This window comes from Citrobacter sp. NCU1 (assembly GCF_010231475.1).
Taxonomy (GTDB): Bacteria; Pseudomonadota; Gammaproteobacteria; order Enterobacterales; family Enterobacteriaceae; genus Citrobacter_D.
Window position 1 is genome coordinate 52,712 of sequence record NZ_NRDO01000034.1, and the last position, 12,613, is coordinate 65,324.

A 12,613-nucleotide genomic window follows, 5' to 3' on the forward strand; every position below is an offset into this window, starting at 1 on the left:
TAGATGCCGGATGGTGGCTGCGCCTTATCCGGCTTACAAATCGGCGTAGGCCCGATAAGCATAGCGCCATCGGGCATCAGGAGGGTTTACTTCTTCAACCCCGCAAACGCGGCGCGGATCTCATCTTCTGGCAGATTAATGCCGATAAACACAAGCTGGCTGTGCGGCTGCTCGTTGCCCCACGGGCGGTCCCAGTCGGCGCTGTACAGGCGTTGTACGCCCTGAAATAGCAGGCGGTTTGGCTCGCCGTCGATCCACAGCATCCCTTTGTAGCGCAGCAGTTTGTCGGCGGATTCCAGCAGCAGGTTTTCCATCACGCGGGAAACGTCGCTGATGTCGACTGGATAATCCAGCTCCACCACAATCGATGAAATGTCGTTCTGCTTGTCAGCGATAAAGTGGAAACGCGGTGTGGCGCTGACCACGTTCTCTTCCAGCATAAAGCCGTTGGTGTTGAACAGCAGGGAGAGGTCGATATCGCCGTGCGTAACGGTGTAAACCGGGGCGCGGGCGTTGATGCGTGCCAGACGTTCGCGCAGTTTTTCGCTCTCGCCCGCCACATCGGTTTTGGTCAGCAGAATACGGTCGGCGTAGCCAATCTGCGACTGGGCGATGGTGAACTGGTTCATCTGCTCGTCAGCATGAACTGCATCGACCAGCGCAATCACGCCATCCAGCAGGTAGCGTTCGCAAATCACCTCGTGCGAGAAAAAGGTCTGAATAATCGGGCCGGGATCGGCCATGCCGGTACATTCAATCACCAGACGGTCGAAATGGATGTTGCCCTTGTCGAGGTTGTCGAGCAGATCCAACAGCGCGTCTTCCAGCTCGCTGGAGCGGGTGCAGCAGATGCAGCCGTTGGTGAGGGTTTTGATCTGCGTGGCGCGATCGCCAATCAGCTGATCGTCTACGGAAACTTCGCCGAATTCGTTTTCAATAACGGCAATTTTGTAGCCGTGCTGCTCGTTGAGAATATGGCGCAGCAGCGTGGTTTTCCCTGCGCCAAGAAAACCGGTGAGTAGGGTAACTGCAATCGGGGTCATTCATTTCTCCTTCTAACAGCAACTGCTTCCGCCGCTACCGTAGCGGGCTTCCTGGCGCTCGCGGAAGAATTCTTCGTAGGTCATGTACGGTTTATCGGGATGGTTGGTCTTCATGTGCTCGACGTAGTTGTCGTAGTCCGGAATGCCAATCAGCATCTTCGCCGCCTGACCGAGGTATTTTTTGGCCTGACCTAAAGTATCAAACATTATGCCGTCCCGTTAATGAATAAAGCCGGATGGCGGCTTTCGCCTTATCCGGCCTACATTCATTTCTGGTTCTGTAGGCCGGGTAAGCGTAGCGCCACCCGGCACATCGATTAGTGGTGTGAAGAGGTCTTCACGCCGCCTTCCGGCACCGGTACATACGGTGTCTCTTTATCAGAGCGACCGTTGATGGCGCGGGCTTTCTGCCAGGTACGGAACCCGTAGAAAATGATGCTATAGACGACCACCAGGAACAGAATACTCAAACCTGCGTTGGTGTAGTTGTTCACCACGATATGGTTCATGTTGGCAATCTGCTGTGCAGTCAGTTCACCGCCATTCGCAATCTTCTCTTTGTACTGGCTGGCCATGTAGAAGAAGCCTTCCATCTGCGGGTTGGTGCTGAACAGTTTCAGACTCAGCGCCCAGGTGGTGCAGATAAGCAACCATACTGCCGGAACAACGGTAACCCAGATGTACTTGGTGCGCTGCATTTTAATCAGTACCACAGTACACAGGACCAGCGCTACGGCTGCCAGCATCTGGTTAGAGATACCGAACAGCGGCCACAGGCTCTTAACGCCGCCCAGCGGGTCAACCACGCCTTGATACAGCAGGTAGCCCCACAGACCCACGCAGCCCGCAGTACCGATGATGCCCGCAACCAGAGAGTCGGTTTTCTTCAGGAACGGAACGAAGTTACCCAGCAGGTCTTGCAGCATGAAGCGGCCAGAACGGGTACCGGCATCCAGTGCGGTCAGAATGAACAGCGCTTCAAACAGAATACCGAAGTGGTACCAGAAGCCCATATCTGCAATCGGCAGCACTTTGTGGAATACGTGCGCGATACCCACAGCCAGCGTTGGCGCGCCACCAGCACGGTTCAGAACGGACGGTTCACCGATGTCTTTCGCCGTTTGCAGGATCTGCTCAGGTGAAATCACGAAGCCCCAGGAGCTCACGGTCGCAGCGGCGTGTGCCGTCACGTCTTTCAGTTGCGCCATAATTAACGGCGCGTTCTCGCCACCCATCTCATGCAGGTTCGGCATGGTGATGCCAAGGCCCGCCGGCGGGGTGTTCATCGCGAAGTAGAGACCCGGTTCGATGATGGACGCAGCAACCAGCGCCATAATCGCCACGAAAGATTCCATCAGCATCGCGCCGTAACCGATGAAGCGCGCGTCAGTTTCACACGCCAGCAGTTTCGGAGTGGTACCGGAAGAGATCAGCGCGTGGAAGCCAGAGACCGCACCACAAGCGATGGTGATGAACAGGAACGGGAACAATGCACCTTTCCACAGCGGACCTGTACCGTCGATGTACTGAGTCATCGCTGGCATTTTCAGCTCTGGGTTGAGGAACACAATACCCAGCGCCAGACCGACGATAACGCCGATTTTCAGGAAGGTCGCCAGATAGTCACGCGGTGCCAGAATCAGCCATACCGGCAGCAGCGCAGAAACAAACGCGTAGCCGATCAGGGCGAAGGTGATGGTGGTGTCTTTAAAGGTCAGCGCCGGGCCCCAGTACGGGTCGTGGGCAATCACGCCGCCGAAGTAAATAGAAGAGACCAGCAATACGATACCAATCACCGACACTTCACCCACACGTCCTGGACGCAGGAATCGCATGTAGATCCCCATGAACAGCGCGATAGGGACTGTTGAGCAAACGGTGAACACACCCCACGGGCTTTCGGCCAGTGCTTTTACCACGATCAACGCCAGTACCGCGAGGATGATGATCATGATTAAGAAGCAGCCGAACAGCGCGATGGTTCCCGGTACTGAACCCATCTCTTCTTTGATCATCTCACCGAGAGACGCGCCGTTACGGCGAGAAGAGATAAACAGCACCATGAAGTCCTGTACCGCGCCTGCCAGCACAACACCGGCCAGCAGCCACAGGGTACCCGGCAGGTAGCCCATCTGTGCGGCCAGAACCGGGCCGACCAGCGGACCCGCACCCGCGATAGCGGCGAAGTGGTGACCGAACAGTACGTTGCGGTTGGTCGGCACGTAGTTCAGGCCGTCGTTATTGATGACCGCCGGCGTAGAACGCGTCGGGTCGAGTTTCATCACCTTTTGAGCGATGTACAGACTGTAGTAGCGATAAGCCACCAGATATACCGAGACGGAAGCGACGATGATCCACAGGGCGCTGATGTGCTCACCCCGACGTAATGCCACTACCGAGAGGCAAAATGCCCCGATGATTCCGAGAATCACCCAGGGTATGTGCTTGAATATCTTTTTGGTATCCATAGTAAAACCTGGTTTCTTTAGATTAATAATTGGCCGAAGCCGTTTGGGTTAATGCGTGTGTTTGAGGAGGTAAATGACTGTTATGCTGGAGACGATCTTGCCAGAGAAACGCGCGCGTAAAGTAAGGTAAATAAGCGAGTGGTTATATGTCAGCTTAAGCGGTCAGGAGTGTCAGCGAGCGGTAAAGAGAGGGCGTTAACGGTGGAAATAGTGTGATTGAGGTCACAATAGAAGCGGGCGGCAGGGCTGCCGCCCGTGGGGTTTTGTATTGTTAGACGGTGGTTTCCATTTCCGTCATCACCGGATGGAAACGACGCTTGAAGTAGATCAGACCGTGACCGTCCTGGCCCAGGATAATGTTTTTGATCTCAACCAGATAAACAAGGTGCGTGCCGATCGCCTGCACATCGCGGATCTCGCCTTCAAGGCTGGCCAGCGCGCCTTTTAGCACCGGTTGCGCCAGCGGCCCTTTATGCCAACAGGAGAGGTTGAAACGTTCTTCCATCGCCATTCCGGTCATACCGGCAAAGTGGCGCGCCATCAGTTCCTGCTCGTGGTTCAGCACATTGACGCACAGTTTGCCGTTGTCCTGAAACACCGGATTCATGGCGCTGTTGGCGTTAATACAAACCATCACCGAAGGGGGCGTATCGGTCACCGAGCAAACGGCGGTTGCGGTGATCCCGCAACGTCCGCCGTCACCTTCGGTGGTCACAATATTGACCGCCGCCGACAGGCTAGCCATCGCATCACGAAAACGCAGACGTTGTTCATCTAATTGCATTTTGACCTCCGACTGCGTTATTTCAGCAGCTTATCCAGCAGGTTGATATCGTTGTTGTTGTGCAGGTGTGGCACCGTCCAGCCGTTCTGATCGTATTCAGACAGGCAGCGGTCAACCATCGCCATCATTTTGTCCATGTTGCCGGAGGTCTGCGCCTGACGCAGACACTGCAGGCGGATCTCGTCCTGACTACCGGAGTAGTTGATTTCATATAACTCGTGGCGTCCACCAAATTCGCTGCCGATGGCGTCCCACATCAGTTTTAAAATCTTAATGCGTTCAACGTGATCCATCCCGTTGGAGCCGCGCACGTATTTTGCCAGATACTTGTCGATCTGTGGATTATTCAGATCGCGAGCGCTGGAAGGCAGATAAATCAAACCGCTGGTGACGTTACGCTCAATAATGTTTTTGATCTTCGCATAGGCCATCGGCGCCATCACGCGGTAGGTTTGCAGCGCCGCGTGATCCGGCAGCCAGGCGCCGTTCACCCACGGTGTTGCTTCAGAACACATGGAATCGCTCAGCGCCCAGAACATATTACGCCAGGCCACCACTTCGCCGAGATCGGCCTGCACACCACGGAACTCCGCAGTACCGGTACATTCGAGCGATTTTTTCAGCAGCGCGGTGATGAAGTCGAGTTTGACCGCCAGGCGCACGCACGCCTGCAGCGGGTACATGCGGGCGAAACCGCCTTCCATTGTCCAGCGGCGACAGCGATCAAAATCGCGGTAGATCAGCACGTTTTCCCACGGGATCAGCACGTTATCCATCACCAGAATGGCATCGTTTTCGTCAAAACGGCTGGAAAGCGGGTAGTCATACGGAGAACCGGTTGCGCCAGCCACCATTTCATAGGAGGCGCGGGAAATCAGTTTCACGCCGTCGGCGTCCATCGGTGCGACGAACATCAGCGCGAAGTCCGGGTTTTCGCCCATCACCTGCGCAGAACCAAAGCCGATCATGTTGTAGTGGGTCAGCGCTGAGTTGGTCGCCACCACTTTCGCGCCGCTGACGATGATCCCGGCGTCGGTCTCTTTTTCCAGTTTGATGTAAACGTCTTTCACTTCGTCGGCCGGTTTATGGCGGTCGATCGGCGGGTTGACGATCGCGTGGTTAAAGTAGAGTCCGGTTTCCTGAATGCGGGTGTACCAGTTGCGGGCGTTCTGCTCAAACTGACCGTAAAACGCCGGATTGGCGCCCAGCGCGCAGCCAAAAGCGGCTTTGTAATCGGGCGTACGTCCCATCCAGCCGTAGCTCAGACGCGACCATTCAGCGATGGCGTCACGCTGCTGACGCAAATCGTTAGCGCTTTTCGCCACGCGGAAGAATTTGTGGGTGTAGCCGCCGCTGCCGGTGTCGGTGCCCCAGCAGAGGGCGTCTTGCATCTCTGGTTTGTGCAGTGCGTCGTAAAGTTGGGCAACGGATGCCGCTGCGTTGCGAAACGCCGGATGCGTGGTGACATCTTTCACACGCTCGCCGTAGATGTAGATCTCGCGGCCATCCTGCAGACTTTTTAAGTACTCTTCACCGGTTAATGGGCGTTTGGCGTCAGCGCGGAAATCTTCAGGTTTCATAGTCAGACTCTCTTTTCGTCATCGGATGGAAAGCCTGCGCCAACGGGCGTTTCAGGCTTTAATGTTAAATTTATGTTTTGTTTTTGTTGTTTAATTGAAGCGTGATAAGGCGACGACGTGAAGGGACGATTGCGACAACGGCAGGTACTTTTCGGACGGGATTGCGTTTTGTGATCTGAGTGGCTTTTTGGCGGGCGGCGCTGCGTTTACCCGCCGGAGATTCACGATACCGGTACTTTACTTGCCCGATACGCACTTGGCGAACATCCCACCAGCCGATTAAAGAAACGGGCGAAATAGGCGGGATCTTTAAACCCCAGTTGCCAGGCGATCTCATTGACCGCGCTGTCAGAAAACAGCAGTAGCCGTTTGGCCTCGCGCAGTTGTCGGTCAAAGATCAGCCGTTTCGGGGAGCGATTGGCGAAACGGCGGCAGATATCGGTCAGACGAGACTCTGTCAGATGCAGATCGCTGGCATAGTCCGGTACGCTCCAGTGCTGGTGGAAGTGCGTATCGATCATCTGGGTGAAACGCTGGAATACCTTCAGTTCGCCGCGCATCCCGCTTGCCGCATGGTCGTCGAGTTTGGCGTTACGTAGCAGCAGGGTGAAGACCGCCTGCGCCAACAGGACCAGCGTGTGCTCGCGTCCGGGCAGTTGTGCTGTCGATTCCCGCTCAATCAGCTGCCAGTAGTGGGCGAGCGCGGCGAGTTCATCGGGTTTATCCGCCAGCGAAAGGCAAATCCCCGGCAGGCCAAATGTCTCCCGCGTGCCGGGGTAGAGCACTTCTAACAGCGGCCAGATCAGCGCTTCCCGCACTGTCAGCACGTGACCGTCGCTGTCGGATTCGGTGATAAACGCATGCGGAACCGAGGGCGGCGTCAGGACAAACAGCGGCGCCTGGACCGAATAGCGGTGATCGTCGAGCTGGAGTTCGATCTGTCCGGTATCAAGAAAGTGCATCTGAAAGAACTGGTCATGGCGATGTGCCTGCATATCGCGGCCAAAAAATGCCGCCATGCGGGCGAATGACTGGTAATGCACATCGTCGCTGCCCAGGCTTTCGTCATACTCTTTGCTGATGTCGATATTGGTGATCGAACTCTGGCACATATTCGCTCCTTACGGGGTGGCGCGTGGGCGCGATGACTGCATGGGAATTAACCAGATAATGATGGCGCCGACAACCAGCAGCGAGGCCACAAACCACAATCCGCTGTTAAAGCTGCCGGTAATATCTTTCAGCCAGCCGATCATAAAGGGGCTGAGCGCCGATCCAATATTGCCGGTGGCGTTGATCACTGCAATCCCGATCGCTCTTGCCCGCAGGCTGATCGACTGATCCGGCGTAGTCCAGAAAATGGCCATGGCGCAGAACGATCCGGTCGATGCCATGATAATCCCCAGCATCTGGAGCACACTGTTACCGGTGGCGGAGGCCAGCAGCCAGCCCGCAGCGGCAAAGAGATACGGCAGGGCGGTGTGGTGTTTACGCTCCTGACGGCTGTCCGAATGGCGACTCCAGAAGATCATCCCGAAAATCGTACACACCTGCGGAATGGCGGCCAGTAGCCCGATAGTGATGTTGCTGCTGCCCTGGTTAAAACTTTGCAGGATCTGCGGCGTCCAGATGCCGATAGCGCTCAGCGTATTGGTCAGGCAGAAATAGGCCAGCGTATACATCATCACAATCGGGGTGAAGATTTCGCGCCACAGGCTGCGCTGCTGCATGGCGTGATGACTCGCGGCGCCTTCCGGCTGCACCAGCGTCAGGCGGTCATTGTCCATCATCTCCTGCAAACATTTTTTGTCTTCTGCCGTCAGCCATTTGGCCTTTGACGGGGAATCGTCCAGCCAGAACCAGACCAGGATGCCCAGCAGTACCGACGGGAACCCTTCCAGCAGGAACAGCCATTGCCAGCCGCGAAGGTCAAACAGGCCGTCCATCGCCAGAATATAGCCAGAGACAATCGAGCCGAGCGCCGTGGTGACGGGCATGGCTATCATAAACAGGGCGTTGGCGCGGGCGCGGAAAAACGCCGGAAACCAGTAGGTTAAATAGAGCAGTATGCCCGGTAAAAAACCGGCCTCGGTGATGCCGACCAGAATACGCAGTATGTACAGACTGTTCGGCCCGGTGGCAAACAGGGTCGCGGTGGACGCAATTCCCCACAGCACCATAATGGTCGCGATCCAGCGGCGAGCGCCGACGATACTGAGCATGATATTGCTGGGAATACCGAAAATAACGTAAGCGGCGTAAAACAGAGTGGTCGCCAGGCCGAACATGGTGGCGTTTAGCCCCAGATCACGGCCCATCGTTAATCCGGCAAAGCCAATGTTGATGCGATCGAGGAAGGAAAAGATAAACAGCACGAACAGAAATACGATCAGGCGGCGAAACAGCTTGTTGATTACCGACTGTTGCTGTGCCGTCAGTTGTTTATGCTGACTGGCAGGGTTTTGTTTCTCAGGGATTGCAGATGACGTGTCGCTCATTGTTTTTCCTCTAATGGGAATTTTGTAGGGTACGACATGGATTGTGCCGGAGGGCGACAGCGCCTGCTCCGACCTACGTTTCGGTACTGCTGTTTGCCGGATAGCGGCGATGCCTTATCCGGCCTGCGTTTCGGTACTGCTGTTTGCCGGATGGCGGCGATGCTTTATCCGGCCTGTGTTTCGGTACTGCTGTTTGCCGGAGAGCGGCGATGCTTTATCCGGCCTGCGTTTCGGTACTGCTGTTTGCCGGAGGGCGGCGATGCCTTATCCGGCCTGTGTTTCGGTACTGCTGTTTGCCGGAGGGCGGCGATGCCTTATCCGGCCTGCGTTTCGGTACTGCTGTTTACCGGATGGCGGCGATGCCTTATCCGGCCAGCGGGATGCATCGTAGGCCGGATAAGCGCAGCGCCATCCGGCATTAATACACACCGGGTTCTGCGGGTTTGGCGTTGGCGCGTGCGCCAAACCGCTCCGCTAACGCTTCGGCAGCGCGGGCGAGCAGGGTGGTGTCGACGCCGACGGCGACAAACAGCGCGCCGAGTTCAAGATAGCGCTTCGCCAGTTGCTCATTGGCCATCAGAATACCCGGCGCTTTGCCTGCGGCACGAATTTGCGCAATGGCATTTTCAATCGCCGCCTGCACTTCCGGGTGCTGCGGATTTCCGGCAAAGCCCATGTCGGCGCTCAGATCTGCCGGGCCGATAAACACCCCATCCACCCCTTCAACGTCGAGAATCTGCGGCAAATTCTTCAGCGCCTCGCGGGTTTCAATCTGCACCAGCACACACATTTCATCGTTGGCCTTTTGCAGATAATCCGGGATGCGATTCCAGCGCGAGGCGCGCGCCAGAGCGCTGCCGACACCGCGAATACCGGCGGGAGGATAACGTGTGGCGCTCACTGCCAGGCGTGCTTCGTCGGCGTTTTGCACCATCGGCACCAGCAGCGTTTGTGCGCCAACATCCAGCAACTGTTTGATCTGCACTGGATCGTTCCACGACGGACGCACCACCGGCTGGCTGGCATAGGGCGCAATCGCCTGGAGTTGCGTCAATACCGTTTGCACGTTATTCGGCGCATGTTCTCCGTCGATAAGCAGCCAGTCGAAACCCGCGCCCGCCAGCAGTTCCGCACTGTAATTGCTGCACAGTCCCAGCCACAGACCGATTTGCGGACGGCCCGCTTTCAGCGCCGTTTTGAATGCATTTTGCATGGTCGTCTCCTTACACAAAGCGGCAACTGATAGAGCCCATGTTGCCGTAGTCCACATGGAAGGTATCGCCCTTGCTTGCCGTGACCGGGCGAGTGAATGAGCCGCCGAGGATTATCTGCCCTGGCTCCAGTTGCACGTCATACGGTGCCAGCTTGTTGGCGAGCCATGCCACGCCGTTCGCTGGATGGTTAAGTACGCCAGCGGCAACACCAGTCTCTTCAATTACGCCGTTGCGATAGAGCAGGGCGGAGATCCAGCGCAGATCTAACGCATCGGGTTTAATCGGACGACCGCCGAGGATAACGCCTGCGTTGGCGGCGTTATCGGAGATGGTGTCGAACACTTTGCGCGGCCGCTGTGTTTCCGGGTCGATGTTGTGACAGCGGGCGTCGATCAGCTCCAGCGCCGGGATCACGTAATCGGTGGCGTTGTAGACGTCGAACAGCGTGCAGTTCGGGCCGCGCAGCGGTTTTGCCAGTACGAAAGCCAGTTCGACTTCAATACGCGGCACGATAAAACGATCGGTTGGGATATCGCTGCCGTCGTGGAAAAACATGTCGTCGAGCAACGCGCCGTAATCCGGTTCGCTTATCTGCGAACTGGCCTGCATCGCTTTCGAGGTCAGGCCGATTTTATGACCTTTCAGCACGCGGCCTTCGGCGATTTTCAGGCGTACCCATTCGCGCTGAACGGCATAAGCATCGTCAATGGTGATCGCCGGATAATCCAGCGAGATCTGGCGGATCTGTTCGCGGGATTGCTCCGCCTGATGCAGACGCTGCGCAATCAGGGTATGAGTGTGTTTATCGAGCATGATCGTTTCCTTTGTGCTGCTGTTGCCGGGTGGCGCTTCGCTTACCCGGCCTACGGTTTAGCGCGACACCTTACCCGGATTACGGTTTGGTGCTGCTGTTGCCGGGTGGCGCTTCGCTGACCCGGCCTACGGTTCGGCGCTACACCTGATCCGGACTACGGTTTGGTGCTGTTGTTGCCGGGTAGCGCTTCGCTTACCCGGCCTACGGTTTGGCGCGACACCTTATCCGGATTACGGTTGGTGCTGCTGTTGCCGGGTGGCGCTTCGCTTACCCGGCCTACGGTTCGGCGCTACGCCTGATCCGGATTACGGTTTGATGCTGCTGTTGCCGGGTGGCGCTTTGCTTACCCGGCCTACGGTTTGGCGCGACACCTTATCCGGATTACGGTTGGTGCTGCTGTTGCCGGGTGGCGCTTCGCTTACCCGGCCTACGGTTCGGTGCGACACCTTATCCGGATTACGGTTTGGTGCTGTTGTTGCCGGGTGGCGCTTTGCTTACCCGGCCTACGGTTCGGCGCTACGCCTTATCCGGATTACGGTTTGGTGCTGCTGTTGCCGGGTGGCGCTTTGCTTACCCGGCCTACGGTTCGGCGCTACGCCTTATCCGGATTACGGTTTGGTGCTGCTGTTGCCGGGTGGCGCTTCGCTTACCCGGCCTACGGATCGGCGCGACACCTTATCCGGATTACGGTGTGGTGCTGCTGTTGCCGGGTGGCGCTTCGCTTACCCGGCCTACGGTTCGGTGCGACACCTTATCCGGATTACGGTTTGGTGCTGCTGTTGCCGGGTGGCGCTTTGCTTACCCGGCCTACGGTTTGGCGCGACACCTTATCCGGATTACGGTGTGGTGCTGCTGTTGCCGGGTGGCGCTTCGCTTACCCGGCCTACGGTTCGGCGCTACACCTGATCCGGACTACGGTTTGGTGCTGTGTAGGCCCGGTAAGCGCCGCGCCACCGGGCAAAAAGCGCGCTACTTAAATAGCGCGTGCACATTGTTTTGTTTGTAATTCAGCGTCGGGTGCAGCTCGTCGAGTTCAAACGACAGCGCCAGATAGCGGTTGGCCATCAACTCCGCGAAATGGGTTTTGATCAGCGCAAACAGCATCTCGCCCACGGCCTCGCGGCTTTCCAGACTGCGCCCGGCACCGATTTTCAGCGTCATATGGACAAATGCATAGTCGTGCTGACCGTCGGCCATCTGCCAGGTATCCAGCCAGTGCGCGCGGCTGCGGATTCCGCCGAGCGGGAAAATACCCGTGGCGGCCAGCGCCTCGTTCACTTTGGCAAACAGCCCTGGCAAGTCGGCCTGTTCACGGATGTTGTCGGTACATTCAGCGATAAAGTGCGGCATTTTCTCTCCTTAGGTGGGCAGCGGGAAAACGGCGTTCACCTGACCGGTGCCGGAACTGGCGAATAACTCGGTGAGGAACTCCACCTTGCCGTCGTATTTGTCCCAGCCGAGCATCCCCAGCAGCATCACCGTGTCGTGCATATTGCCCTCGCCGTAGCAGTAGTCGGCGTACTCCGGCAGCATGCTGCAAAATTCTTTGAACTGCCCTTCGCGCCACAGCTTGACCACGCGCTCGTCCATCTGGCGATCAAACTCACGGGTGTAGCTGTTCATCCCTTCTTCCGCGCGCTGGTCATCAATGAAACGGTGCGACAGCGAACCGCTGGCCAGCACCGCCACGGTGCCGTCGTACTTTTCAATCGCACTGACGATCGCCTCGCCAAGCCGGCGGCTGTCGGCGAAATCATGCACGGTACAAAAGGCGGAGATTGACACCACTTTGAAATGCTTATCGCTGTTCATGTAGCGCATCGGCACCAGCGTGCCGTACTCCAGCTTGAGGCTCGGGATGTTGTGCGCTTTGGCGCGCACGCCCAGTTTGACCGCTTCGTCAGCAATCAACTGACCCAGCTCCGGGTTGCCGTCGTAGTCGTAGGTCATGTCGCGGATAAAATGCGGCAGTTCGTTACTGGTGTAGATGCCGGAAAAATGGTCCGCACAGTTAATGTGATAGGCGCTGTTCACCAGCCAGTGGGTGTCGAACACGATAATGGTGTCGACCCCCATCTCGCGGCAGCGATGGCTGATCTCTTTGTGTCCGTCGATCGCTGCCTGACGACAACCGTGGTTTTTCCCCGGCAGTTCAGAGAGATACATCGACGGAACATGTGTGATTTTTGCGGCTAACGCTAATCTGCCCATA

Annotated in this window: 12 protein-coding genes; 1 reads left to right on the top strand and 11 read right to left on the bottom strand. The window is 57.0% G+C overall.

What is annotated here, in order from left to right:
* Positions 1 to 86 precede the first annotated feature (86 nt).
* From yjiA to hpaH, 9 genes are all read right to left on the bottom strand, one after another.
* Positions 87 to 1,043, bottom strand: coding sequence for a GTPase (yjiA, locus tag CJP72_RS10200; protein ID WP_162380748.1), 957 nt, complete (start codon positions 1,041 to 1,043; stop codon positions 87 to 89).
* Positions 1,044 to 1,055: 12 nt separating this feature from the next.
* Positions 1,056 to 1,250, bottom strand: coding sequence for a YbdD/YjiX family protein (locus CJP72_RS10205; protein WP_000460615.1), 195 nt, complete (start codon positions 1,248 to 1,250; stop codon positions 1,056 to 1,058).
* Positions 1,251 to 1,360: 110 nt separating this feature from the next.
* Positions 1,361 to 3,511 (bottom strand): pyruvate/proton symporter BtsT, encoded by a 2,151-nt coding sequence (btsT, locus tag CJP72_RS10210; RefSeq protein ID WP_162380749.1) that lies wholly within the window; start codon positions 3,509 to 3,511, stop codon positions 1,361 to 1,363.
* A gap of 271 nt (positions 3,512 to 3,782) precedes the next feature.
* Positions 3,783 to 4,295 carry a 4-hydroxyphenylacetate 3-monooxygenase reductase subunit gene (locus CJP72_RS10215; RefSeq protein WP_162380750.1) on the bottom strand — a complete coding sequence of 171 codons (513 nt, stop codon included), beginning with the start codon at positions 4,293 to 4,295 and terminating at the stop codon, positions 3,783 to 3,785.
* Between the two features lie 17 nt (positions 4,296 to 4,312).
* Complete coding sequence (gene hpaB / locus CJP72_RS10220) at positions 4,313 to 5,875, bottom strand: 4-hydroxyphenylacetate 3-monooxygenase, oxygenase component (RefSeq protein WP_162380751.1); 1,563 nt, start codon at positions 5,873 to 5,875, stop codon at positions 4,313 to 4,315.
* 221 nt (positions 5,876 to 6,096) lie between these two features.
* Positions 6,097 to 6,987, bottom strand: coding sequence for a 4-hydroxyphenylacetate catabolism regulatory protein HpaA (hpaA, locus tag CJP72_RS10225; protein WP_162380752.1), 891 nt, complete (start codon positions 6,985 to 6,987; stop codon positions 6,097 to 6,099).
* 9 nt (positions 6,988 to 6,996) lie between these two features.
* Positions 6,997 to 8,373: a 4-hydroxyphenylacetate permease gene (gene hpaX, locus CJP72_RS10230; protein ID WP_162380753.1), complete on the bottom strand. Its 1,377-nt coding sequence runs from the start codon at positions 8,371 to 8,373 to the stop codon at positions 6,997 to 6,999.
* A gap of 418 nt (positions 8,374 to 8,791) precedes the next feature.
* Positions 8,792 to 9,586 carry a 4-hydroxy-2-oxoheptanedioate aldolase gene (hpaI, locus tag CJP72_RS10235; RefSeq protein ID WP_162380754.1) on the bottom strand — a complete coding sequence of 265 codons (795 nt, stop codon included), beginning with the start codon at positions 9,584 to 9,586 and terminating at the stop codon, positions 8,792 to 8,794.
* A 10-nt stretch (positions 9,587 to 9,596) separates the two neighbouring features.
* Positions 9,597 to 10,400 (bottom strand): 2-oxo-hept-4-ene-1,7-dioate hydratase, encoded by an 804-nt coding sequence (hpaH, locus tag CJP72_RS10240; RefSeq protein ID WP_162380755.1) that lies wholly within the window; start codon positions 10,398 to 10,400, stop codon positions 9,597 to 9,599.
* 256 nt (positions 10,401 to 10,656) lie between these two features.
* Between hpaH and CJP72_RS10245 the strand changes: the two genes are divergently transcribed.
* Positions 10,657 to 11,307 carry a hypothetical protein gene (locus tag CJP72_RS10245; protein WP_162380756.1) on the top strand — a complete coding sequence of 217 codons (651 nt, stop codon included), beginning with the start codon at positions 10,657 to 10,659 and terminating at the stop codon, positions 11,305 to 11,307.
* A 63-nt stretch (positions 11,308 to 11,370) separates the two neighbouring features.
* Here CJP72_RS10245 and CJP72_RS10250 read toward each other — a convergent pair whose 3' ends face one another.
* Both CJP72_RS10250 and hpaD read right to left on the bottom strand, forming a co-directional pair.
* Complete coding sequence (locus tag CJP72_RS10250; RefSeq protein WP_162380757.1) at positions 11,371 to 11,751, bottom strand: 5-carboxymethyl-2-hydroxymuconate Delta-isomerase; 381 nt, start codon at positions 11,749 to 11,751, stop codon at positions 11,371 to 11,373.
* A gap of 9 nt (positions 11,752 to 11,760) precedes the next feature.
* Positions 11,761 to 12,612, bottom strand: coding sequence for a 3,4-dihydroxyphenylacetate 2,3-dioxygenase (gene hpaD / locus CJP72_RS10255; protein WP_162380758.1), 852 nt, complete (start codon positions 12,610 to 12,612; stop codon positions 11,761 to 11,763).
* Between the last annotated feature and the right edge of the window lies 1 nt (position 12,613).